Annotated in this window: 17 protein-coding genes; 6 read left to right on the forward strand and 11 right to left on the reverse strand. The window is 71.4% G+C overall.

Going from position 1 to position 23173, the window contains the following annotated elements:
- Window positions 1-21 precede the first annotated feature (21 nt).
- Genes ACYBSK_RS05900 through ACYBSK_RS05910 form a run of 3 tightly spaced genes read right to left on the reverse strand, consistent with a single transcriptional unit; the run spans window position 22 to window position 2690 of the window.
- The gene (locus ACYBSK_RS05900; protein ID WP_457475776.1) at window positions 22-909 is read right to left on the reverse strand and encodes a metal ABC transporter permease; all 888 of its coding nucleotides are present in this window, start codon (window positions 907-909) and stop codon (window positions 22-24) included.
- A gap of 18 nt (window positions 910-927) precedes the next feature.
- A complete protein-coding gene (locus tag ACYBSK_RS05905; RefSeq protein ID WP_457481666.1) occupies window positions 928-1716 on the reverse strand; it encodes a metal ABC transporter ATP-binding protein in 789 nt (262 codons plus the stop codon).
- 17 nt (window positions 1717-1733) lie between these two features.
- Window positions 1734-2690, reverse strand: coding sequence for a metal ABC transporter substrate-binding protein (locus ACYBSK_RS05910; RefSeq protein ID WP_460245391.1), 957 nt, complete (start codon window positions 2688-2690; stop codon window positions 1734-1736).
- A gap of 188 nt (window positions 2691-2878) precedes the next feature.
- Here ACYBSK_RS05910 and ACYBSK_RS05915 point away from each other — a divergent pair, with 188 nt between their 5' ends.
- Window positions 2879-4261: a glycine--tRNA ligase gene (locus tag ACYBSK_RS05915; RefSeq protein ID WP_457475778.1), complete on the forward strand. Its 1383-nt coding sequence runs from the start codon at window positions 2879-2881 to the stop codon at window positions 4259-4261.
- Window positions 4262-4367: 106 nt separating this feature from the next.
- On the opposite strand, the gene ACYBSK_RS05920 is transcribed toward ACYBSK_RS05915, so the two are convergent.
- Together ACYBSK_RS05920 and ACYBSK_RS05925 are read right to left on the reverse strand one after the other, a co-directional pair.
- The gene (locus ACYBSK_RS05920; protein WP_460245392.1) at window positions 4368-4970 is read right to left on the reverse strand and encodes a TetR family transcriptional regulator; all 603 of its coding nucleotides are present in this window, start codon (window positions 4968-4970) and stop codon (window positions 4368-4370) included.
- Between the two features lie 25 nt (window positions 4971-4995).
- The gene (locus ACYBSK_RS05925; RefSeq protein WP_457475780.1) at window positions 4996-6015 is read right to left on the reverse strand and encodes an aldo/keto reductase; all 1020 of its coding nucleotides are present in this window, start codon (window positions 6013-6015) and stop codon (window positions 4996-4998) included.
- A gap of 96 nt (window positions 6016-6111) precedes the next feature.
- On the opposite strand from ACYBSK_RS05925, the gene ACYBSK_RS05930 reads away from it, so the two are divergent.
- Window positions 6112-6564, forward strand: a complete 453-nt coding sequence (locus tag ACYBSK_RS05930; RefSeq protein ID WP_460245393.1) for a hypothetical protein — start codon at window positions 6112-6114, stop codon at window positions 6562-6564.
- A 7-nt stretch (window positions 6565-6571) separates the two neighbouring features.
- Here ACYBSK_RS05930 and ACYBSK_RS05935 read toward each other — a convergent pair whose 3' ends face one another.
- Complete coding sequence (locus ACYBSK_RS05935; RefSeq protein ID WP_460245394.1) at window positions 6572-8041, reverse strand: MFS transporter; 1470 nt, start codon at window positions 8039-8041, stop codon at window positions 6572-6574.
- A gap of 265 nt (window positions 8042-8306) precedes the next feature.
- On the opposite strand from ACYBSK_RS05935, the gene dusB reads away from it, so the two are divergent.
- Window positions 8307-9434: a tRNA dihydrouridine synthase DusB gene (gene dusB, locus ACYBSK_RS05940; protein ID WP_457475783.1), complete on the forward strand. Its 1128-nt coding sequence runs from the start codon at window positions 8307-8309 to the stop codon at window positions 9432-9434.
- 244 nt (window positions 9435-9678) lie between these two features.
- On the opposite strand, the gene ACYBSK_RS05945 is transcribed toward dusB, so the two are convergent.
- Window positions 9679-11637, reverse strand: coding sequence for an amylo-alpha-1,6-glucosidase (locus tag ACYBSK_RS05945; RefSeq protein ID WP_457475784.1), 1959 nt, complete (start codon window positions 11635-11637; stop codon window positions 9679-9681).
- The gene (locus tag ACYBSK_RS05950) at window positions 11637-12992 is read right to left on the reverse strand and encodes an MGH1-like glycoside hydrolase domain-containing protein (RefSeq protein ID WP_460245395.1); all 1356 of its coding nucleotides are present in this window, start codon (window positions 12990-12992) and stop codon (window positions 11637-11639) included. The genes ACYBSK_RS05945 and ACYBSK_RS05950 overlap by 1 nt, the downstream gene beginning before the upstream one ends.
- 125 nt (window positions 12993-13117) lie before the next feature.
- Here ACYBSK_RS05950 and ACYBSK_RS05955 point away from each other — a divergent pair, with 125 nt between their 5' ends.
- The 3 genes from ACYBSK_RS05955 to ACYBSK_RS05965 all read left to right on the forward strand — a co-directional run bounded on the left by ACYBSK_RS05955 (window position 13118) and on the right by ACYBSK_RS05965 (window position 18600).
- Window positions 13118-14320, forward strand: a complete 1203-nt coding sequence (locus tag ACYBSK_RS05955; protein ID WP_460245396.1) for an ROK family protein — start codon at window positions 13118-13120, stop codon at window positions 14318-14320.
- A 415-nt stretch (window positions 14321-14735) separates the two neighbouring features.
- On the forward strand, window positions 14736-17453 hold the full coding sequence (gene ppdK, locus ACYBSK_RS05960) for a pyruvate, phosphate dikinase (protein ID WP_460245397.1): 2718 nt from the start codon (window positions 14736-14738) through the stop codon (window positions 17451-17453).
- A gap of 223 nt (window positions 17454-17676) precedes the next feature.
- The gene (locus ACYBSK_RS05965) at window positions 17677-18600 is read left to right on the forward strand and encodes an oxidoreductase (protein WP_460245398.1); all 924 of its coding nucleotides are present in this window, start codon (window positions 17677-17679) and stop codon (window positions 18598-18600) included.
- A 160-nt stretch (window positions 18601-18760) separates the two neighbouring features.
- Here the strand turns inward: ACYBSK_RS05965 and ACYBSK_RS05970 are convergent, their stop codons facing one another.
- The 3 genes from ACYBSK_RS05970 to nirB all read right to left on the reverse strand — a co-directional run bounded on the left by ACYBSK_RS05970 (window position 18761) and on the right by nirB (window position 23172).
- Window positions 18761-20017, reverse strand: coding sequence for an LPXTG cell wall anchor domain-containing protein (locus ACYBSK_RS05970; RefSeq protein ID WP_460245399.1), 1257 nt, complete (start codon window positions 20015-20017; stop codon window positions 18761-18763).
- A 270-nt stretch (window positions 20018-20287) separates the two neighbouring features.
- A complete protein-coding gene (gene nirD / locus ACYBSK_RS05975; RefSeq protein ID WP_457475790.1) occupies window positions 20288-20632 on the reverse strand; it encodes a nitrite reductase small subunit NirD in 345 nt (114 codons plus the stop codon).
- A complete protein-coding gene (gene nirB / locus ACYBSK_RS05980) occupies window positions 20629-23172 on the reverse strand; it encodes a nitrite reductase large subunit NirB (protein ID WP_460245400.1) in 2544 nt (847 codons plus the stop codon). The genes nirD and nirB overlap by 4 nt, the downstream gene beginning before the upstream one ends.
- Window position 23173: the final 1 nt, after the last annotated feature.

Below are 23173 nucleotides of genomic sequence, written 5' to 3' on the forward strand. Positions count from 1 at the left end.
CCAGGCTGCCGAGTGCCGGGGTCAGACCTTGGCCGCCGTGGCCTGCTCGGGGAGCACGCACTCGGCGGGATCGCCGGGCGGGGCCTGCGCCGCGCGGGCCCGGCGCCGGGCGAGCGGCTTCGCGAGCAGCGCGAGGACGATGAAGGCCGCGATGGTCAGGAGCACGATCGTCGCTCCGGGCGGTACGTCCTGGTAGTACGACGTGACGGTGCCGCCGAGCGTCACCGCGGTGCCGAGCGCCACGGCGATCACGAACGTCGCCTTGAAGCTGCGGGTCAGCTGCTGCGCGGCCGCCACCGGCACCACCATCAGCGCGGAGACCAGGAGCAGGCCGACGACGCGCATCGCGACGGTCACCGTCACCGCCGCCGTCACGGCGATCAGCAGGTTCAGGAAGCGCACTGGCAGGCCCGTCACCCGCGCGAACTCCTCGTCCTGGCTCACCGCGAACAGCTGCCGGCGCAGGCCCACGGTCACCACGACCACGAAGGCCGCGAGCAGGCAGATGGCGAGGACGTCGTCCTGCGACACCGTCGACAGCGAGCCGAAGAGGTACGAGTTCAGGTTGGCGTTGGAGCCGCCGGGCGCGAGGTTGATGAACATGACGCCGCCCGCCATGCCTCCGTAGAAGAGCATCGCGAGCGCGATGTCGCCGCGTGTCTTGCCGTACCAGCGGATCAGCTCCATGATCACGGCGCCGAGGACGGAGACCAGCGTCGCCATCCACACCGGTGAGGTGGAGAGCAGGAAGCCGAGGCCGACACCCGTCATCGCCACGTGGCCGATGCCGTCGCCCATCAGGGCCTGGCGGCGCTGGACGAGGTAGATGCCGACGGCCGGGGCCGTGATGCCGACGAGGACGGCGGCGAGCAGCGCCCGCCGCATGAAGTCGTAGGAGAGAAGTTCCATGAGTGTGTGGCCAGCCCTCTAGCTCAGCAGTCCGGTGCGGATCGGTTCGGCGTCCACGGGGGTGTGCGGGTGCACGTGGTCGTGGCCGGGCAGCGCGTGCTGGCCGACGGCCTTCGGCGGCGGGCCGTCGTGCAGCACGCAGCCGTCGCGCAGGACGACCGCGCGGTCGATGAGCGGCTCCAGCGGGCCCAGCTCGTGCAGCACGAGCAGGACGGAGGCGCCGGCCGCGACCTGCGTGCGCAGCGTCGCCGCGAGGATCTCCTGGCTGGCCAGGTCGACGCCCGCCATCGGCTCGTCCATGATCAGCAGCTCGGGTTCGGCGGCCAGGGCGCGCGCGATGAGCACACGCTGGTGCTGGCCGCCGGAGAGGGCGTCCACGGAGTCCTTGGCCCGGTCCGCCATCCCGACGAGCTCCAGGGCGCGGGTCACCGCGTCCCGGTCGGCCTTGCGCAGCACGCCGAAGCGGGCCCGCGACAGGCGCCCGGACGAGACGACCTCCGACACCGTCGCGGGCACGCCGCCCGCGGCCGTCGTGCGCTGCGGCACGTAGCCGACGCGCGCCCAGTGCCGGAAGCGCCGCCGCGGCGTCCCGAAGATCTCGATCTCGCCGCCGGTCACCGGCACCTGCCCGATGACGCTGCGTACGGCGGTGGACTTGCCGGAGCCGTTCGCGCCGAGCAGCGCGACGACCTCACCGCGGTGCACGGTGAGGTCGATGCCGCGAAGGACGGGGCGACCGCCGAGCTCGGCGGTCACCTTGCGCAGGGATATGACGGCTTCGCGTTCCGGACCGCCCAGGTCACCCATGTCGCCCTCTTTCGTGGTCACTTGGCGCCCAGTGCCTTCTGGAGCGCCGCCAGGTTCGACTCCATGACCGCGATGTAGTCGTCGCCCTTGGACTTCTTCGTGATGCCCTCGATCGGGTCGAGCACGTCGGTCTTGAGATCCGCGTCACCCGCGAGGGTCTTGGCCGTCTTGTCGCTGACCAGGGTCTCGTAGAACACGGTGTTGACGCCGTCGTGCTTCGCCGTCTTCTGGAGCTCCTTGACGCGGGCGGCGCTCGGCTCGCTCTCCGGGTCCAGGCCGTTGATGGCCTCCTCGGTGAGGCCGTAGCGCTCGGCGAGGTAGCCGAAGGCTGCGTGCGTGGTGATGAAGGTCGTGGACTCGGTGTCCTTGAGGCCTTCCTCGTACTTCGTGTTCAGCTCGTCGAGGTTCCCGACCAGGGTCTTGGTGTTCTTCTTGTAGTCCGCCGCGTGGTCCGGGTCGGCCTTCTCCAGGGCCTTGCCGACGCCCTCGGCGACCTCGGCGTACTTCACCGGGTCGAGCCAGATGTGCGGGTCGGCGGCGTCCTCGTCGTGGGTCTCCTCGCCGTGCCCGTGGTCGTGACCGTCCACCTCGTTGCCGTGCTTTTCGAGGGAGGTCAGGGAGGCCGCGTCGACCTTGGTCTTGATGCCGGACTGGTCGATGGCCTCGTCGACGGAGGGCTGGAGGCCCTTCAGGAAGACCGCGACGTCGGACTCCTCGAGCTGGGCGCGCTGCTTGGCGCTGACCTCCAGGTCGTGGGGCTCCTGGCCGGGCTCGGTCAGGTTCGTGACGTCGACGTGGTCGCCGCCGATCTCCTCGGCGAGGTACTGCATCGGGTAGAACGACGCGACGACGCTCAGCTTGCCGTCGCTGCCCTTGTCGTCGGCGGCGGAGCTGCCGCAAGCGGTCAGGGCGCCGAGACCGAGGGCGGTGACGGCGGCAACGGGTATCAGGCGGCGGGATCGTCGTACGTTCATGACAGTCATTTTCAACAAAAGTGGAAACGGTTGTCAACAAAGCCTTCGTCGAGGTCTTCGTCACGCTCGGTCCCACTCTGTCCCCGCGACCGATTTGGTTCGGGGGGCAGGCCCGCCGGTAACCTGAAGCATTCGCTCCCGGAGCGCGTATCCAGCGCGCTCACCGTCGTCGTAATGAAGAGAGCACCGTGGCCGCCGACAAGATCGACAGCATCGTCAGCCTCAGCAAGCGCCGTGGCTTCGTCTACCCCTGCAGCGAGATCTACGGTGGTCAGCGCGCCGCCTGGGATTACGGGCCGCTGGGCGTGGAGCTGAAGGAGAACCTCAAGCGCCAGTGGTGGCGCTACATGGTCACCTCGCGCGAGGACGTCGTCGGTATCGACTCGTCGGTGATCCTGGCGACCGAGGTCTGGCAGGCCTCCGGCCACGTCGCCACGTTCACCGACCCGCTCACCGAGTGCACCTCCTGTCACAAGCGGTACCGCGCGGACCACTTGGAGGAGGCGTACGAGGCGAAGAAGGGCCGTCTCCCCGAGAACGGCCTCGCCGACCTCAACTGCCCGAACTGCGGCACCAAGGGCGCCTTCACCGAGCCCAAGCAGTTCTCCGGCCTGCTCTCCACGCACCTCGGCCCGACGCAGGACAGTGGCTCCGTCGCCTACCTGCGCCCCGAGACCGCGCAGGGCATCTTCACCAACTTCAGCCAGGTGCAGACGACTTCGCGTCGCAAGCCGCCGTTCGGAATCGCCCAGATGGGCAAGTCCTTCCGCAACGAGATCACGCCCGGCAACTTCATCTTCCGCACCCGTGAGTTCGAGCAGATGGAGATGGAATTCTTCGTCAAGCCGGGCGAGGACGAGAAGTGGCAGGAGTACTGGATGGAGCAGCGCTGGAACTGGTACACGGGCCTCGGCCTCAGCGAGGAGAACATGCGCTGGTTCGAGCACCCGAAGGAGAAGCTCTCCCACTACTCCAAGCGCACCGCTGACATCGAGTACCGCTTCCAGTTCGGCGGCAGCGAGTGGGGCGAGCTGGAGGGCGTCGCCAACCGCACGGACTACGACCTGTCCGCGCACTCCAAGGCCTCCGGCCAGGACCTCTCCTACTTCGACCAGGAGAAGGGCGAGCGCTACACGCCGTACGTCATCGAGCCGGCGGCCGGTGTCGGCCGCGCGATGCTGGCGTTCATGCTCGACGCGTACGTCGAGGACGAGGCGCCCAACGCCAAGGGCAAGATGGAGAAGCGGACCGTCATGCGCTTCGACCACCGGATCGCTCCGGTGAAGGTCGCGGTGCTTCCGCTGTCCCGCAACCCGGAGCTGTCGCCCAAGGCGAAGGGGCTCGCGCAGGCGCTGCGGCAGAACTGGAACATCGACTTCGACGACGCGGGCGCCATCGGCCGTCGTTACCGTCGCCAGGACGAGATCGGTACGCCGTTCTGCGTCACGGTCGACTTCGACACCCTTGAGGACAACGCGGTGACCGTGCGGGAGCGCGACACCATGAAGCAGGAGCGGGTGTCGCTCGACCAGATCGAGGGGTACCTGGCGGCGCGGCTCGTCGGTTGCTGACCTGAGCGTTCGGGCCCGGCTCACCTGAGGGTGGGCCGGGCCCTTCCGCGTTTCCTGGCGCCGCGACGGTGTTGCGGTCCCGGGGCTCCGCCCCGGACCCCGCTCCTCAATCGCCGGAGGGGCTTGAGTGGTGGTGCAGTCCGCGCAGTACAAGGGTCACGACCGCGTCGAACGCGGCCTGTGCGTCCTCCCGGGCCCACTCCGGGGCGTACACGGGATCGTGGAAGTGTGCGGTCGCCTCGAAGACCGCGCGGGCCGTGGCCGGGACGTCATCGGCCTCGAACTCGCCCGCCTCCACGCCCTGTTGGAGGATTGACGTCAACTGGGCCGTCAGCTCGGCGATATGGGTGTCGACCACGCCGCCCTGCTCGTCCGTCAGGACGGAGTACGTGGCGAACAGCTCCGGGTCGTCGCCCGCCTTGTGGCGCTTGGCGTCGAAGAGGGTCGCCAGCCAGTGGCGGAGCTTGGTGGCCGCGGGCTCGTCGGCCGCGACGACCTCGGCGAGCCGCCCCGTCGTACGGTCCAGCCAGCGCTTGGTGACCGCGCCGCGCAGCTCCGCCTTCGTACGGAAGTGCCGGTACACCGAGCCGTGGCTGACCCCGAGGGCGCGGGCCACGTCGACGACGGTCGCCTTCGCGGGGCCGTGCCTGCGCAGCACCTCCTCGGTCGCGGCGAGGATGCGCTCGGGGGTCAGGGTCTCGGGGGCCATGGCTACGAAGTTACCCGGACGCTGATCAGCGCTCGCTGTCGAGGTGTGCCATCTGGGCCGCCGGGTAACGGTCGCCGGCCGCGGCGTCGGCGGGCACGGCCTCCTCGATGGCGGCGAGGTCGGCGGCGTCCAGTGTGACGTCGAGGGAGCCGAGGGCCTCGGTCAGGCGGTCGCGGCGGCGGGCGCCGACCAGCGGCACGATGTCCTCGCCGCGTGCGGCGACCCACGCGATGGCGATCTGCGCGACGCTCGCGCCCTTCCGCTCGGCGATCTTGCGCAGCTGCTCGACGAGGTCCAGGTTGTGCTGGAGGTTCTCGCCCTGGAAGCGCGGGCTGAAGGCCCGGAAGTCGCCCTCGCCGAGCTTGCGGTCCCGGGTGAAGTGGCCGGAGATCAGGCCGCGCGAGAGCACGCCGTACGCGGTGATGCCGATGCCCAGTTCGCGGGTGGTGGGGAGGATCGACTCCTCGATGCCGCGCGAGATGAGGGAGTACTCGATCTGGAGGTCGGAGATCGGCGCCGTGGCGGCCGCCCGGCGGATCGTCTCCGGGCCGACCTCCGACAGGCCGATGTGGCGCACGTACCCCTGCTCGACCAGTTCGGCGATGGCGCCGACCGTCTCCTCGATCGGCACCTCGGAGTCGAGGCGCGCGGGGCGGTAGACGTCGATGTGGTCGACGCCGAGGCGCTGAAGCGAGTACGCGGCGAAGTTCTTGACGGCCTCCGGGCGGGCGTCGTACCCGCTCCAGGCGCCGTCCGGGCCGCGCAGGGCGCCGAACTTCACGCTCACCAGCGCGTTCTCACGGGCTGCCGCGGGGGCCGCGCGCAGGGCCTCGCCGATCAGCATCTCGTTGTGACCCATCGCGTAGAAGTCGCCGGTGTCGAGGAGCGTGACCCCGGCGTCGAGCGCGGCGTGGATCGTGGCGATCGACTCGGCGCGGTCGGCCTCGCCGTAGAGCGCGGACATTCCCATGCAGCCGAGCCCGAGGGCCGCGGTGCGGGGGCCGGTGGTGCCGAGGGTGCGGGTGGGGAGGGCGGGGCGGGTCATGAAGGGCTCCTTCGGTGGGGTGTCTCCACCATGGCATGACAGCTGACAGATTTCAATATCTGTCAGCTGTCATCGTCGTTCGGCTAGGCTCCGCGCATGCTCGCCTTCCTGCTGTGCCTAGTGGTGTTCCTCGGGGCCTTCATCGGCCTGGTCATGCTGATCGGCTACGGCTGCCCGCGCCTCTTCACGCGGCGGGACTCCCTGCGTGGCGCGGCGGCGCTCGCGGGCGCCGCCGCGCTGGCGCTGTATCTGTGGGGCCTGCTCGGGGTGGTCGGAGCGGTGCTCACGGCCGAGGACGGCGGCACCGACTCGTCGCCGGTCATTCCGTGCCGCACCGGTGACATGGACCGCGACGTGCACATCGTCGACTACACGGTGCGCTACGTCCCGCTCGGCTTCGTCTGCGAGACGGACGACGGCCGGGCCCCGTACGCGACGAGCGACGTACCGGCCTACGTGAACCCGGGCGCGGCCCTGTTCGGACTGTTGGGCGTGGCCGGGGCGGTGGCCGTCGGGTATCGCGAGGAGTTCCGGGCGCGCAGGGCGTGACCTGGCGTCACGACCGGGTCGCGGCCTCCGTGATCGCGGCGTCCTCCGCGTCCTCCAGGCGCTCCGCCGTGCGGCGTGCCGTCTCCCGCGCCCAGCGGCCACTGGTCAGCGCGCCGAGCAGCAGGACCGCGAGGCCGCAGCCCGCGATGATCCACCAGCAGGAGCGGCTGGCCTCGACGAAGGCCTTCGCGTACGAGGATCCGGCGACGCCCGAGGCGAGGACCGCGCCGATCACCGCGACGCCGAGCGTCTGGCCGATCTGGCGGCTCGTGGAGGCGACCGCCGCCGCGACGCCCGCCTGGGCGCGCGGCATGCCGGAGACCGCGGTGTTGGTGATCGGGGCGTTCACGAAGCCGAAGCCGATGCCGAACAGGACGTAGCCGGCGAAGAGCGTGACGTTCGAGGTCTCCGCGTCGAACGCCGCGAACAGGACACCGCTCGCCGTCATCATCACGCCCGCCACGAGGAGCGGCAGGCGCGGCCCCCGGCTGCCGACGAGCCGTCCGGACAGCGGGGCGCACACCAGCGTCATCGCCGCCATCGGCAGCATCCACAGGCCCGCGTGCAGCGCGTCCAGGCCGCGTACGTCCTGGAGGTAGAGGGTGGACAGGAAGAGGAAGCCGCCGAGCGCCGCGAAGCCGCAGATCGCGATCACCGTCGCGCCGCTGAACGGCGCCGAACGGAAGAACCTCAGGTCGATGAGGGGTTCCTCGCGGCGCGGCTCGTACAGCAGGATGCCGATCAGGGACGCGGCCGCGACCGCCGCGAAGAGCAGGATCCGCGTCGAGGTCCAGCCCGCGTCGGGCGCCTCGATGATCGCGTACGTGAGCGAGCCCAGCAGCGCGATGATCAGCACCTGGCCGACCGGGTCGGGGCGGCGGGCCTTCGGGGCGCGCGACTCGGGGACGTAGCGGAGGGTGAGGAGCAGGGCGGCGAGGCCCACCGGCAGGTTGATCCAGAAGATCGAACGCCAGCCCACCGAGTCCACCAGCACCCCGCCGACCAGCGGCCCCGCCGCCATCGAGATACCGACGACGCCGCCCCACACCCCGATGGCGCGGGCCCGCTCGCGCGGGTCCGTGAAGGTGTTCGTGATGATCGACATCGCGACCGGGTTGAGCATCGAGCCGCCCACCGCCTGAAGCATCCGGAACGCGACCAGCCACTCCAGGGTCGGTGCGAGGGAGCAGGCGACGGAGGCGACCGTGAAGACGGTCAGGCCGACCGTGAAGACCTTGCGCCGTCCGATCCTGTCGGCCGTCGAGCCGGCGAGCATCAGCAGCGCGGCGAGGACGAGCGTGTAGGCGTCGATCGTCCACTGCATGCCCGACAGGGTGGCGTCGAAGTCCTTCGCCATGGAGGGGAGGGCGACGTTCAGGACGGTGTTGTCGAGGCTGACGATCAGCAGGCTCATGCAGCAGATCGCCAGGACGAGCATGCGCCTGCGGTGGGTCAGGGTCTGTCGTGCGTCGGGCATGTGTCCGACGGTAGCGGGGTCCCGTGCGGGGCGGGCGTGTGAGGTGGGCCCGGGGTGGCCCGGCCCGCCGCACCGCACGGGGCTCCGCCCCGGACCCCGCTCCTCAATCGCCGGAGGGGCTTGATTTGCCTCGGGTTCCGGTTCTCGGCTGCCGGAGGGGCTTGAGTGGGCCGGGCTCCGGGGCTCGGCCGGTGGGACGGGGAGGCGGGCGTGTGAGGGACAATGGGTGCTTGTCCCGTTCGTCGTCCGTCCCGGAGAGCCCGCGATGTCCGCTCTGACCATCGGCCCCCACCTCGTGCAGCCGCCCGTCGTCCTCGCCCCCATGGCGGGGATCACGAACGCGCCGTTCCGCACGCTGTGCCGGGAGTTCTCCGGCGGCAAGGGCCTGTTCGTGAGCGAGATGATCACGACGCGGGCGCTGGTCGAGCGCAACGAGAAGACCATGCAGCTGATCCACTTCGACGAGACCGAGAAGCCGCGGTCCATCCAGCTGTACGGGGTCGACCCCGCCACCGTCGGCAAGGCCGTCCGCATGATCGCGGAGGAGGATCTCGCCGACCACATCGACCTGAACTTCGGCTGCCCGGTCCCCAAGGTGACCCGCAAGGGCGGCGGGTCCGCGCTCCCGTACAAGCGCAACCTGCTGCGGGCGATCCTGAAGGAGGCCGTGTCGGGGGCCGGTGACCTGCCGGTCACCATGAAGATGCGCAAGGGCATCGACGACGACCACATCACGTTCCTCGACGCGGGGCGGATCGCGGTCGAGGAGGGTGTCACGGCGATCGCGCTGCACGGGCGGACCGCGGCGCAGCACTACGGCGGTACGGCGGACTGGGACGCGATCGCGCGGCTCAAGGAGCACGTGCCGGAGATCCCCGTGCTCGGCAACGGTGACATCTGGTCGGCGGACGACGCGCTGCGGATGGTGCGCGAGACCGGGGTCGACGGGGTCGTGGTCGGGCGCGGGTGCCTGGGGCGGCCGTGGCTGTTCGCGGATCTGGTGGCGGCGTTCGAGGGGCGTGAGGAGCGGGTTCGGCCGACGTTGCGGGTGGTGGCCGACGCGATGGTGCGGCACGCGACGCTCCTCGGGGAGTGGATCGGTGACGAGGCGCGTGGCGTGATCGACTTCCGCAAGCACGTGGCGTGGTACCTGAAGGGGTTCTCGGTCGGCTCCGAGATGCGCAAGCGGCTTGCGATCACGTCGTCTTTGGAGGAACTGCGGTCCGGGCTCGACGAGTTGGACCTGGAGCAGGAGTGGCCCGCGGGGGCGGATGGGCCGCGGGGGCGGACGTCGGGGAACGGGAGGGTGGTCCTGCCGGACGGGTGGTTGAAGGATCCGTACGACTGTGCGGGGCTCTCCGAGGATGCGGAACTCGACACCTCCGGCGGCTGACCGGCCCCGTCCCCTCACCCCCGGGGCTCCGCCCCGGACCCCGCTGCTCAAACGCCGCAGGGGCTTGAAATGCCTGCTCAAGCGCCGCAGGGGCTTGGAATGCCTGCTCAAGCGCCGCAGGGGCTTGGAATGCCTGCTCAAGCGCGGCAGGGGCTTGGAATGCGCTGCTCAAGTGCCGGAGGGGATCTTTGGAGCCCCTCCGGCGATTGAGGAGCGGGGTCCGGGGCGGAGCCCCGGGGGTTGGTCAGGCGCCGGTTGCCGTGAGGAGGGCGAGGGGGGCCGCCGCGGAGCGGGACTCGCGTTGGCAGGCGTAGGGGTACGGCACCGGGGCCGGGTAGGCGCCCCGGGCGTAACCGGTGAGGACCTCCGGCAGCCGCCCGCCGCAGGCGCTCGCGGCGGCCACCAACCCACCCGCCACCGTCCGCGCCTCGTCGTGCAGCCCGTACCGCGCCAGGCCGAGCGCGATCAGCGCGTTGTCGTGCGGCCACACCGAGCCGCGGTGGTAGGAGAGCGGGTGGTACGCGTCCTGGCCGGCGGCCACCGTGCGTACGCCCCAGCCGGAGAAGAAGTCGGGTTCGAGGAGCCGGCGGCCGACCGCCTCGCCGTACTCCTTGTCCAGCAGGCCCGACCACAGCAGGTGCCCCGCGTCGGAGGCGAGCGCGTCGAGCTGGCGGCCCTCGCCGTCCAGGGCCAGCGCGGGGAACCGCCGGTCCGCCATCCAGAAGTCCCGTACGAAACGGTCCCGCAGGTCCGACGCCGCCTGCGTGAGCAGATCCGCGTACACCGCGTCGTCCCACACCGTCCGTGCCAGCGTCGCCGTGCGCCGCAGCGCGTCGTACGCGTACCCCTGCGCCCCGGCCGCCATCACCGGCCCCGTCGCCCGGCTGCCGTCGGCCGCGCAGATCGCGCCGGGGGAGTCCTTCCAGTTCTGGTTGGCGAGGCCGCCGCGGTCGGCGCGGTACACGAGGTAGCCGCGGGACGTGAGCCCGCCGTGGTCGAGCATCCAGCCGACCGCCGCCCGCGCGTGGGACTCCAGGCGCCGCGCCAGCGCCTCGTCCCCGGTCTGCTCCACGTACGCGCCGAGCAGGACGAGGAACAGCGGTGTCGCGTCGACCGAACCGTAGTAGCGGCCGAAGGGGACCTGGCCGAAGTGCGCCAGCTCGCCGTGGCGCACCTCGTGCACGATCTTCCCGGGCTGCGCCACCGCCCCCTCCACCGGCTTCCGCGCCTGCGTCGCCGCCAGCACCGGCAGCGTCGCCGCGGCCAGCTCCGGCCGGTACGGCAGGGCGAACAGCGACGTCAGCAGTGCGTCGCGGCCGAGGAGCGTCAGGAACCACGGGACGCCCGCCGCCGGCACCAGGTGCCGCTCCCCGTCGGGGCCCGCCGCCGCGATCCGCAGCACCGCCAGGTCCGCGAGCCCGCGCGTACACGCGTCCGCGAGCTCGGGCCAGGCGCGGGGGAGTTCCACTCCGTCGGTGAACTCACGGACCGTGGAGGCGAGTTCGGTTGCCGCGGCCGTCGGGGTCGCCGGGGCGCGGCCGCCGTCCGTGCCCGACGGGCGTGCCACCACCCGCAGCAGCAGCTCCGCGCTGCCCTGGCCCGCGAGGTCCAGCGTCCACACCAGGCGGCGCGCCCCCGTGCCCGTCTCCTCCACCGCGTCCGGCGCGGGCTCGCTCGTCACGGTCGTCGACGAGTGCCAGTCACCGCGCGTGTAGCCGAACTCCACGCCGTCGTCGAGGACTTCGCGGGTACGGACCGCGCCGGTCTTGACGTACGTACGGTGGTCCGAGCGCAGTTCGAACTGGTCGGTGAAGTCGGCGTCGACCGTGAGCGCGATCCGGACCGTCGTCGGCATCGGGCGGTTCGACACCACCTTCAGCAGCTCCACGAACGAGCCCTCCGCCACGGCCTGTTCACGGAACAGCGTGTACGCCGAAGGGTCCTGGCGCCCGCCGCCGCGCGGCACGAGCACACAGCGGGCGACGCCCTCCTGCTCGTACGACATGGGGGTGAGGACCTCCGGCGCCGCCCCGTCGACCGTGAGCTGCCAGCGGCACAGGTGGCGCGCGTCCCGCACGAACAGGCCGTCCGGGGAGGAGACGCCGCGCACCGCGGTCAGCGCGCCGGACGGGTCGGTCGCCGCGAACGTCCCTCCGCACACCAGGAGTTGCCGCCCCTGCCCGTATCCGTACCCATCCGTCATCACGACGTCCTCTCAGCCAGCAGATCAAGCGTGAGCGCGGCGGTCCAGCCGAAGCCGCGGGCGCCGCAGCCCGCCCCCGTCCGGGGATCCACGTACTCGGCGAAGTCCGAGGCCCCCGCCGCGTCGAGCATGGCGGCGCGCAGCCGCGCGGCCCGTGCCCGCTCGCCGTGCAGCCGAAGCCCGTGCCACAGAAGCCAGTTGGTGTTGAACCAGGCCGGTCCGCGCCAGTAGCGGTGCGGGTCGAAGGCCGGGCCCGTCAGGTCGTAGCTGGGGGCGAGACGCACCGGCCCGCCGACCCCGAAGCGGGGGCCGCACGCCGTGGCGACGAGCGCCCGCACCACTTCCCGGGGCAGCGTCGGCAGGATCAGCGGCAGCAGCCCGGAGATCCCGTACGCCTCGATGCGGCCGCCGCGCCCCCGCAGGTCGCGGCAGAGGAACATCCCGGCCTCCGGGTCCCACAGCCGCCGCACGAGCGCCGCCGTCAGCCGCTCCGCGCGTGCGTGCCGCGCCGTCCCCGCGGCCCCCAGCTCGCAGGCGATCCGCGCCAGGGCGTGCTCGGAGGCCGCGAGCAGCGCGTTGAACGACGGGTCCTCCACGGCGAATCCGCCGCCGTCCCCGTCCGCGTAACCGCCGTCCCGGTAGTCGGCGGCCAGCCGGACGTAGCGCCCGTAGTCGAGGTCCGTCGGGCGGTCCGCGGCGGCGCCGTGCTCCAGGTCCGCGCGGCGGTACGTGCGCGCGGGGGCGGGGGCGATCCGGCTCAACGGGGCGTCCCAGCACGGGCTGTTGTCCATGCCCTGCTCCCACGGGTGGATCACGGAGGCGAGGCCCGCCCCGCCGTGGTCGCGGTGGTGCAGCAGGTAGCGGTGCCAGGCGGCGAGGCCGGGGTACACGCGGGTGAGGAAGCCGCGGGCGCGGGAGAGGGCCGGGTCCGCGCGGTGCACCAGCCAGGCGGCCAGGGCGTGGACGGGCGGCTGCACGATGCCGGAGGTCTGCACGGCGGCCGGGGCGCCCGCGGCGCGGCCCGCGGTGGCGGAGCGCCAGAAGTCGGGGCTCGGGAAGTAGGCGTCGAGGGCGACGGCGGGGTTGAAGACGATGTGCGGGATCCGGCCGTCGCCCCACTGGGCGCTCAGCAGCGTCTCCAGCTCCACCTGGGCGCGTAACGGGGAGACATGGCGCAGGCCGATCGCGACGAACGCCGAGTCCCACGACCACTGGTGGGGGTAGAGCGTGCGCGAGGGAACCGTCGAGGTCCCCGTCCAGTTCGCGTCCAGCACGCGCGCGGCCCGGTCCCGTAACGAGGTGGGCGGTCGCGCGGGCCGTGGTGCGGCCGGTCGCCGCTCGGTCGTGTGCTCCACAGCCTCTCCCACACCCTTTCCAGGGGCTGCCGGTTACGCGGCATGCAGCATAGGGTTACGTCTACTTAACACGCAAAACCTAGAATGTAACGCACAGTTGATGAACGCAAGGGGGTTCGGACGCCATGGCGGGGAATCAGGCGAGCGCCGGGGAACTGCTGCACCTGGTGCGCAGTGGGAAGGCGACCACGCGGGGCGCCCTCCAAGAGGTGACCGGCCTGTCCAGGGCCACGGTCGGCCAGCGTCTGGACCGGCTCTTCCGGGCCGGCTGGCTGCGCGAGGGCGCCGCCGGACCGGTCAACTCCCGCCTGGGCGGGCGGCCTTCGATCCACCTGGAGTTCGACGACGCGCACGCCGTGGTGCTCGCCGCCGACCTCGACACCCGGCATGCCCGCGCCGCCGTGCTGTCCCTGGGCGGCGACGTGCTCGCCGAGCGCACGGACACCCTCACCGTCGACGACGGGCCCGAGGTGGTGCTTCCTCAACTGGGCGCCTGGTTCGGCGACTTGCTGAAGAAGGCCGACCGCTCACCCGAGTCCGTGTGCGGACTCGGACTCGCGGTGCCGGGGCCCGTCGACTTCGACAGCGGCCGTGTCGTCCAGCCGCCGATCATGCCCGGCTGGGACGGCTACGACATCGTGGGCCGGCTCGCCCGCGCGACCGCCGAGGGCGCCGGCACCCCGCCCGGCCTCCCGGTCCTCGTCGACAACGACGCGAACCTCATGGCGTACGGGGAGCAGCGCACCGCCCACCCCGACTGCCGCGCCTTCGCCCTGGTCAAGGTCTCCACCGGCATCGGCGCGGGCGTCGTCGTGGACGGCGCGGTCTACCGCGGCATCGACGGGGGCGCGGGCGACATCGGGCACATCCGGGTGCCGGACGGGGCGGACGCGCTGTGCCGCTGCGGTTCGTACGGCTGCCTGGCCGCCGTCGCCAGCGGCCGGGCCGTGGCGCGCCGGCTGACGGCGGCGGGCGTGCCCGCGACCTCCGGCTCGGACGTGCGCGCGCTGCTCGCGGCCGGGCAACCGGAGGCGCTGCGGCTCGCGCGGGAGGCGGGGCGCGCCGTCGGCGAGGTCCTGGCGACCGTCGTGACGCTGCTCAACCCCGGCGTTCTCATGATCGCCGGAGATCTGGCCGGAACACCCTTCCTCACGGGCGTGCGTGAACTCCTCTATCAGCGGGCCCTGCCGCGCTCGACCGCGCACCTGGACGTGGTGACGTCACGGCTCGGCGAGCGCTCGGCGCTCATCGGAGCGGGAGCGCTGGTGGTGGAGGAGCTGTACGCCCCCGCGCGGGCCGAGCGGCGGCTCGCGGCGCTGGGCGTGTGACGCGCCCGTTTCGTCCCCGCTACGCGTCCGCATGGTGAAACCGGAGCGTCCGGGAGCCCCTCCAAACGGCGTGATTCTCGCCACCCCTGATCGGGGTTGCGCTCAGATGAGCACTCAATCGCCGCCGACACTTCTCCAAGGCCTGGCACTCAGTGCCATCGCTCGATCATTTATGGCGTGAACGCACAAACGAGCAGGCGACGCTCATGTGAGCAAAAGCCAGGGTCTACGGGGGTAGTGCGTTCAAGTAATGAAGCCAGTGTCGGTCGAGCCGCCCTCCGCGCAACACTTTCGATCTCCTGGCGGACGGGTGGTTACGCCCGTATGACGGCTGAGTGGACGTACCCACGGGCCTTGGATCTGGGTATGTTCCTCGCCGTCAGGGCAGCCACCGAGCCTCGAGGAGTCGAGACACGTGTCGGAGAACAAGGATCCTCAGGTAGCGAAGTTCGTTTACGACTTCACCGAGGGCAACAAGGACCTCAAGGACCTGCTGGGCGGCAAGGGTGCCAACCTCGCCGAGATGACCAACCTGGGACTTCCCGTCCCGCCCGGCTTCACCGTCACCACCGAGGCCTGCAAGGTCTACCTCGACAGCGGCGAGGAGCCGGTGGCACTCCGTGACGAGGTCTCCCAGCACCTCGACGCCCTTGAGAAGAAGATGGGGAAGAAGCTCGGCCAGGCCGACGATCCCCTTCTGGTGTCGGTCCGTTCGGGCGCCAAGTTCTCCATGCCCGGCATGATGGACACCGTCCTCAACATCGGTCTCTCCGACAAGTCGGTGCAGGGCCTCGCCAAGCAGGCCGGCGACGACCGCTTCGCCTGGGACTCGTACCGCCGCCTCATCCAGATGTTCGGCAAGACCGTCATGGACGTCGACGGCGAACTCTTCGAGGACGCCCTGGAGAAGGCCAAGGCCGCCAAGAAGGTCACCGTCGACACCGACCTCGACGCCGCCGACCTCAAGAAGCTCGTCACGCGCTTCAAGAAGATCGTCAAGACCGAGGCCGGGCGGGACTTCCCGCAGGACCCGCGCGAGCAGATGGACCTGGCCATAAAGGCCGTCTTCGAGTCGTGGAACACCGACCGAGCCAAGCTGTACCGCCGCCAGGAGCGCATCCCCGGCGACCTCGGCACCGCCGTCAACGTCTGCTCGATGGTCTTCGGCAACCTCGGCGCCGACTCCGGCACGGGCGTCGCCTTCACCCGCGACCCGGCCTCCGGCCACCAGGGCGTGTACGGCGACTACCTCCAGAACGCGCAGGGCGAGGACGTCGTCGCCGGTATCCGCAACACGGTGCCGCTCGCCGAGCTGGAGCAGATCGACAAGAAGTCGTACGACCAGCTCATGCAGATCATGGAGACCCTTGAGAACCACTACAAGGACCTCTGCGACATCGAGTTCACCATCGAGCGCGGCCAGCTGTGGATGCTCCAGACCCGCGTCGGCAAGCGCACCGCCGGTGCCGCGTTCCGCATCGCGACGCAGCTCGTCGACCAGGGCCTGATCGACGAGGCCGAGGCCCTCCAGCGGGTCACCGGCGCCCAGCTCGCGCAGCTGATGTTCCCGCGCTTCGACGACGAGGCGAAGGTCGAACTGCTCGGCCGCGGCATCGCCGCCTCCCCGGGCGCGGCGGTCGGCAAGGCGGTCTTCGACTCGTACACCGCCATCAAGTGGTCTCGGTCCGGCGAGAAGGTCATCCTGATCCGCCGCGAGACCAACCCCGACGACCTCGACGGCATGATCGCCTGCGAGGGCATCCTCACCTCGCGCGGCGGCAAGACCTCGCACGCCGCCGTCGTCGCCCGCGGCATGGGCAAGACCTGTGTCTGCGGCGCCGAGGAGCTGGAGGTCGACACCAAGCGCCGCCGCATGACCATCGGCGAGACCGTCGTCGAGGAGGGCGACACCGTCTCCATCGACGGCTCCACCGGCAAGGTCTACCTCGGCGAGGTGCCCGTCGTGCCCTCCCCGGTCGTCGAGTACTTCGAGGGCCGCATGCACGCCGGCGCCGACGACGCCGACGAACTCGTGGGCGCCGTCCACCGGATCATGGCCTACGCCGACCGCGTACGCCGCCTGCGCGTACGCGCCAACGCCGACAACGCCGAGGACGCGCTGCGCGCCCGCCGCTTCGGCGCCCAGGGCATCGGCCTGTGCCGCACCGAGCACATGTTCCTCGGCGACCGCCGCGAGCTCGTCGAGAAGCTGATCCTCGCGGACACCGACGCCGAGCGCGAGGAGTCCCTGAAGCTGCTCCTGCCGCTCCAGAAGCAGGACTTCGTCGAGCTGTTCGAGGCGATGGACGGACTGCCCGTCACCGTCCGCCTGCTCGACCCGCCGCTGCACGAGTTCCTCCCCGACATCACCGAGCTGTCGGTGCGCGTCGCGCTCGCCGAGTCCCGCAAGGACAACAACGAGAACGACCTGCGCCTGCTCCAGGCCGTGCACCGGCTGCACGAGCAGAACCCGATGCTGGGTCTGCGCGGTGTCCGCCTCGGCCTCGTCATCCCCGGCCTGTTCACCATGCAGGTCCGTGCCATCGCCGAGGCCGCCGCCGAGCGCAAGAACGCCAAGGGCGACCCGCGCGCCGAGATCATGATCCCGCTCGTCGGCACCGTCCAGGAGCTGGAGATCGTCCGCGAGGAGGCCGACCAGGTCCTCGCGGAGGTCGAGGAGTCCACCGGCGTCAAGCTGAAGCTGGCCATCGGCACCATGATCGAGCTGCCCCGCGCCGCCCTCACGGCCGGACAGATCGCCGAGGCCGCCCAGTTCTTCTCCTTCGGCACCAACGACCTGACGCAGACGGTCTGGGGCTTCTCCCGCGACGACGTGGAGGCGAGCTTCTTCACGGCGTACCTGGAGAAGGGCATCTTCGGGGTGTCGCCGTTCGAGACGATCGACAAGGACGGTGTCGGCTCGCTCGTGAAGTCCGCCGTCGACGCGGGGCGCGCCACGCGGCCCGACCTCAAGCTCGGCGTCTGCGGCGAGCACGGCGGCGACCCGGAGTCGGTCCACTTCTTCCACGAGGTCGGGCTCGACTACGTCTCCTGCTCCCCGTTCCGCATCCCCGTCGCCCGCCTGGAGGCCGGCCGCGCGGCCAGCACCTCGCAGGGCAGCGACCACCGCTGACCGGAGCCCCTTCGACGGGGCCTGAACTCCGGGGTCGTCGCGAGTCCCCGACCCTCACCGATTCGCGGCGGCCCCGGTCTCCACAAAAGGGCGGCACCCCTGTGCGGGGGGTGCCGCCCTTTCCGTGCGCGACGTCTCCTCGCGCCGGGCCATGGGACCTTCGCGGCGAGCGGCGTACCCTTCGGCACCCCGGCAGCCGACGTCACCGAAGGGAAGCCGAGGCATGAGTGGCTGGAGTACGACCGACATCCCCGACCAGCAGGGCCGCACGGCCGTGGTCACCGGGGCCAACAGCGGGATCGGCTACGTCACCGCCCGGGAGCTGGCCCGCGCCGGCGCCCACGTGGTCCTCGCCTGCCGCAGCGAGCAGCGCGGCACCGCAGCCCTGGACCGCCTCACCTTCGAAGTCCCGGGCGCTCAGGCCGAGTTCGCCCCGCTCGACCTCGGGGACCTCGCCTCGGTACGGGCCTTCGCCGAGGCCCGCGGGGACGGCCCGCTCGACCTGCTGGTCAACAACGCCGGGGTGATGGCCCTCCCGTTCGGCCGCACCGCCGACGGCTTCGAGCGGCAGTTCGGCGTGAACCACCTCGGGCACTTCGCGCTGACCGGGCTGCTGCTGCCGCGCCTGCTGGCGGCCCCCGCACCCCGCGTCGTCACCGTCTCCAGCGGGCTGCACGCGCTGTCCAACATCGACATCGCGGACCTCAACAGCGAGCGCTCGTACGGGCGTTGGACGGCGTACGCGCGCTCCAAGACGGCCAACCTGCTGTTCGTGCACGAGCTGGCGCGGCGGGCGCGGGCCGCGGGCACCGGCCTCGTGGCGGCCGCCGCGCACCCCGGCTACGCGGCCACGGAACTCCAGGCGCGCAGCGCCCGGACGGAGGGCCGCACGGGAATGCAGCGGTTCTTCGAGATCGGGAACCGGTACTTCGGGCAGTCCGCCGCGGGCGGAGCCCTGCCGACCCTGCGCGCGGCCACCGACCCCGGAGTGCGCCCCGACGCGTTCTACGGCCCGCGCGTGCTGATGTGGCGCGGCGCGCCCGCCCGGTCGTGGCGGGCCTCGTGGAGCCGCGACGACGCGGCGGGGGAGCGGCTGTGGGCGGCGTCGGAGCAACTCACGGGCGTGGACTACAAGTTGCTGGGCTGACAGGTGCGCGGCTGAAGGGCGCTCGGCTGGAAGCTGCCCGGTCGACAGGTGTCCGGCCGAACGGCTCCCGGCGGCAGGTGGTGTCCGGCCCAACACGACGATGGACCGGCGCCCCCTCCAGCAGGGGTGCCGGTCCACCGTCAGTCAGTGGCGCTCAGGCTCAGCTGTTGGCGCCGGCCTTGCGGCGGCGCACCACGTACACGGCGCCGGCGCCGAGGACGACCGCGGCGCCGCCCGCGAGGCCGATCGTCGGCAGGGCGGAGGAGGAGCCGGTGTGGGCGAGGGAGCCGTCCGTGTCGGCGGAGCCGTTGTCCGAGCCTGCGTTGGCGACCGGGGAGGCGCTGCCCTGCGGCTTCGGCTTGTTGGGCGTGGCGGTGCCGGAGTTGCCGGCGCCGACCGGGTTGATCGTGAAGTCGTACACGGCGAGGTCGCTGATGCCGCAGCTGTAGTCCTCGTTGAAGTACTCGCCGATGGCCATGCTGACGCCGTAGCCGGCCGGGGCCGAGCGGTCGATCGTCAGACGCAGCGGCAGGTCGGCGTGCGCGCCCGGCTTCACGTTGGTGAACTCGGCCGCGTAGCTCTCCTGGTCGACGGTCTTCCAGGTGTTGCCCTGCTTGGACTTCAGGTGCAGCTTGCTGGAGATGTCCTTCTCGCCGGTCTTGTCGACCGCGCCGACGGCGACGAAGGGCAGCACCGTCTCCAGGGTCTTCTCGGTGGTGTTCGTCAGACGCAGCCGGAAGTCGACCGTGGAACCGGCGGCGATCTTGGACGGGAGGCCGGAGATGGCGGCCGTGAGGTCGGAGCCCTCCGTGCACTCGTCGCCCGGCTCACCCGGCTCACCGGGGTTGCCCGGCTCGCCCGGCTCCTGCTCCAGGGCGTCGGCGAGCGCCTTCTCGGCGGCCTCCTTCGTCTCCAGGGCGGCCTTGACGTCCTGCTGGGCCTGGTGGATCTTCCGCGCGATCGCGACCCGGTTGTCGTCGACGGCCGTGTCGGCCGCGACGACCTTCGCGTCGGCGTCGGTCTTGGCGGTGGCGGCGGCCTCCGCGGCCGTCTTGGCGTCGGCGAGCGCCTTCTCGGCGGCGGCCTTGGCCTCGGCGTCCTCACCGGCGTTGGCCTCGGCGAGCTTCGTCTCCGCGGCCGTGACGGCCTCGTCGGCGGTGGTCTTCGCGGTCGCGGCCTCGTCGGCCGCCTTCTGCGCGTCGGCGAGGGCGATCATGAGCGGGTGGTCCGCGGCCGTCGAGGCCTCGAGCTCGTCCTTCAGCGTCTGCACGGTGGCGAGGGCCTGCTTGTAGGCCTTCTTCGCCTCCTTCACAGCCTTCTTCAGCTCGGCTATGGAGGACTGCTCCTGGGTCTGCGCGGCCGGCTTGGTGTCGGCGTACGCGGGAGAGACGGACAGCAGAGCCACCGGAGCGGTCACGGCGGCGACTGCGGCTGTCGCGAGAATCTGACGGATCTGCACGGAACGCCCTCTGTTCGGGTCGGAGTAAAGCGCGTGTAAGCGCTGAGGCCGAGATCCTAAGGCGGTTCGAGGGCGTCCGTGCGGGTGTTTGTGTCCGGGTGTGAGCGGGGTTCTGCTCTTACTGGAGAGGAAATACGGACGAACTGTGAAAGTTGCTCTCTATCTCTGTGTTTTCCCTGTGACTGATGTCACGGCCGGTGTAGGCCCGTGTTCAGCCGTCGTCCCGCCTCAACGCACCGCGTACGTACGGACGGTGACCTCCTCGTCGTCCAGGCAGCGGCCCGTCTCCAGGTCGAAGCGCTGCTTCAGCAGCGGCGAGGCCACGAACGGCCGCCCGTCCGCCGAGCCGAGCAGCCCGCGCGAGAGCACGGACGCCCCGGTGAACGGGTCGGTGTTGTCGATCGCGTACACACGGCCCGCGCGGTCCCGGAAGACCGCGGCCTGGCTGCCGTCCGGCAGCAGGACCGCCACGCCGCGCCCGGAGTCCAGGCGGTCCTGCTCGCAGACGACCAGCAGTTCGCCGCCCAGGTCGAGTCGCACAGGGGTCGTCGTCAGTTCAGGGGCAATGGTCATCGGACAGCCAGTCCTTCCAGGGGAATCAGCGGCAGCTCGGGCTTGATCTGGTCGCGCTCGGGCACGAAGCGGACCGTCGGGTCCGGGGTGTCGGGGGCGTTCACGAAGGACACGAAGCGGGAGAGCCGCTCGGGGTCGTTGATGGTCTCGGCCCACTCGTCGCGGTAGTGCGCGACGTGATCCCGCATCAGGGCCTCCAGCTCGTCGCAGATGCCGAGCGAGTCGTGCACGACGACGTCCCGTACGTGGTCGAGGCCGCCCTCGATCCGCTCCAGCCAGGCCGCCGTGCGCTCCAGCCGGTCCGCGGTGCGGATGTAGAACATCAGGAACCGGTCGATCAGCCGGATCAGCTCGGCGTCGCTCAAGTCCTGCGCGAGCAGGTCGGCGTGACGGGGCGTCATGCCGCCGTTGCCGCCCACGTACAGGTTCCAGCCGTTCGCGGTCGCGATGATGCCGAAGTCCTTCGACTGGGCCTCCGCGCACTCGCGGGCGCAGCCGGAGACCGCCGACTTCAGCTTGTGCGGGGCGCGCAGGCCCCGGTAGCGCAGCTCCAGGTCGATCGCCATCCTCACCGAGTCCTGCACGCCGTAGCGGCACCAGGTCTGTCCCACGCACGACTTCACCGTGCGCAGCGCCTTGCCGTACGCGTGCCCGGACTCGAAGCCGGCGTCCACCAACCGCGCCCAGATCATCGGCAGTTGGTCGACCCGCGCGCCGAAGAGGTCGATGCGCTGGCCGCCCGTGATCTTCGTGTAGAGGCCGTAGTCGCGGGCCACCTCGCCGATCACGATCAGCTTCTCCGGGGTGATCTCACCGCCGGGGATGCGCGGCACGATCGAGTACGAGCCGTTCTTCTGGAGGTTCGCGAGGAAGTGGTCGTTGGTGTCCTGGAGCGCCGCCTGCTCGCCCTCCAGGACGTAGCCGTCGGCGCCGATCGACGGGGCGAGCGAGGCGATGATGGAGCCCACGGTCGGCTTGCAGACCTCGCAGCCCTCGCCGCCGCGCGCCCCCTCCCGCCCGTGCTCGTCGAGCAGCTGCGCGTACGTCGTGATCCGCTTGACGCGCACGATCTCGTACAGCTCCGAGCGGGTGTGCGCGAAGCAGCCGCACAGACCGCCGTCGCCCGACTTCGGCAGCAGCTGGCCGATGAGCTTGACGCAACTGCCGCATCCCGTACCGGCCTTGGTGCACTTCTTCACCTCGGGCAGCGAGGTGTGCTCGCAGATCTCGCCCTTGGTCACGTTGTGGCAGGAGCAGACCACGGCCTCGTCGGGCAGCGCCTCCGGGCCCAGTTGGGCGGGAGCGCCCGCGCCGGCCGGCAGCACCAGGGCCTCGGGCGCGACGGGCGGCACCGTGCCGGTGAGCGCGCGCAGCGTCCCGTACGCCTCGGCGTCGCCGACGAGGATGCCGCCGAGCAGCTCGCCCCCGCTGCCGATCACGAGCTTCTTGTACGTGCCCGAGCGGGAGTCCGAGTAGACGACGTCGAGGCAGCCCTCGGCGGCGCCGTGCGCGTCACCGAAGGAGGCGACGTCGACGCCGAGCAGCTTCAGCTTGGTGGACAGGTCGGCACCGGTGAACGACGCCTCCTTCCCGGCCTCGGCGAGGGTGTCGGCGACCGTGAGCGCCATCTCGTAGCCGGGGGCCACCAGTCCGTAGACCCGGCCGTCGGTGGCGAGCGCGCACTCGCCGATCGCGAAGACGTCGGGGTCGGAGGTGCGGCACTGCGCGTCGACGGAGATGCCGCCGCGCTCGCCGACCGTCAGCCCCATGTCGCGGGCGAGCTGGTCGCGGGGGCGGACACCGGCGGAGAACACGACGAGGTCGGTGGCGAGTTCGCTGCCGTCCGACAGCTTCATGCCGAGCACCGCGTCGTCGGCGTCGGTGACGATCTCCTGCGTGCCGACGCCGGTGTGCACGTCGAGGCCCATGTCCGAGATGGTCTTCAGCAGGGCCGCGCCACCGCCCTCGTCGACCTGCACCGGCATCAGCCGCGGGGCGAACTCGACGATGTGCGTGGTCAGTCCGAGACCCTTGAGCGCGCCCGCGGCCTCCAGGCCGAGCAGCCCGCCGCCGACGACCGCGCCGACCGTCGCGTTGTTCTTCGCGTACTCCTCGATCGCGTACAGGTCCTCGATCGTGCGGTACACGAAGCAGCCGGTGGCGTCCTTGCCGGGCACCGGCGGGACGAACGGGTACGAGCCGGTGGCCAGCACCAGCGTGTCGTAGGGGACCTTGAGGCCCGAGCGGGCGTGCACGACGCGGGACTCGCGGTCCACGACCACGGCCGGGTCGCCGACGTACAGCTCGATGCCGTGCTTGTCGATGAACTCCGGGTCCGTCATCGACAGTTCCTCGGGCGTCGTGCCCGAGAAGTACGAGGTGAGGTGCACCCGGTCGTAGGCGGGGCGCGGCTCCTCGCACAGCACGACCACGCGGTGCGAGTCCGTGAGCCCGCGCTCGGCGGCGGCCTCCAGGAAGCGCTGGCCGACCATGCCGTGGCCGATGAGGACGATCGTGGGCAGAGCCTGTTCGGTCGGCATG

It is taken from the genome of Streptomyces sp. BYX5S, assembly GCF_054724165.1.

Excerpts from the sequence above, each read along its gene's own strand:
- ACYBSK_RS05925 (WP_457475780.1), bottom strand. The coding sequence starts at position 6,015 with ATGACCCGCCCCGCCCTCCCCACCCGCACCCTCGGCACCACCGGCCCC.
- ACYBSK_RS05965 (WP_460245398.1), top strand. The coding sequence starts at position 17,677 with ATGAGTGGCTGGAGTACGACCGACATCCCCGACCAGCAGGGCCGCACG.
- ACYBSK_RS05905 (WP_457481666.1), bottom strand. The coding sequence starts at position 1,716 with ATGGGTGACCTGGGCGGTCCGGAACGCGAAGCCGTCATATCCCTGCGC.
- ACYBSK_RS05955 (WP_460245396.1), top strand. The coding sequence starts at position 13,118 with ATGGCGGGGAATCAGGCGAGCGCCGGGGAACTGCTGCACCTGGTGCGC.
- ACYBSK_RS05910 (WP_460245391.1), bottom strand. The coding sequence starts at position 2,690 with ATGAACGTACGACGATCCCGCCGCCTGATACCCGTTGCCGCCGTCACC.
- ACYBSK_RS05900 (WP_457475776.1), bottom strand. The coding sequence starts at position 909 with ATGGAACTTCTCTCCTACGACTTCATGCGGCGGGCGCTGCTCGCCGCC.
- ACYBSK_RS05945 (WP_457475784.1), bottom strand. The coding sequence starts at position 11,637 with ATGACGGATGGGTACGGATACGGGCAGGGGCGGCAACTCCTGGTGTGC.
- nirB (WP_460245400.1), bottom strand. The coding sequence starts at position 23,172 with ATGCCGACCGAACAGGCTCTGCCCACGATCGTCCTCATCGGCCACGGC.
- dusB (WP_457475783.1), top strand. The coding sequence starts at position 8,307 with ATGTCCGCTCTGACCATCGGCCCCCACCTCGTGCAGCCGCCCGTCGTC.
- nirD (WP_457475790.1), bottom strand. The coding sequence starts at position 20,632 with ATGACCATTGCCCCTGAACTGACGACGACCCCTGTGCGACTCGACCTG.
- ACYBSK_RS05930 (WP_460245393.1), top strand. The coding sequence starts at position 6,112 with ATGCTCGCCTTCCTGCTGTGCCTAGTGGTGTTCCTCGGGGCCTTCATC.
- ACYBSK_RS05920 (WP_460245392.1), bottom strand. The coding sequence starts at position 4,970 with ATGGCCCCCGAGACCCTGACCCCCGAGCGCATCCTCGCCGCGACCGAG.
- ACYBSK_RS05935 (WP_460245394.1), bottom strand. The coding sequence starts at position 8,041 with ATGCCCGACGCACGACAGACCCTGACCCACCGCAGGCGCATGCTCGTC.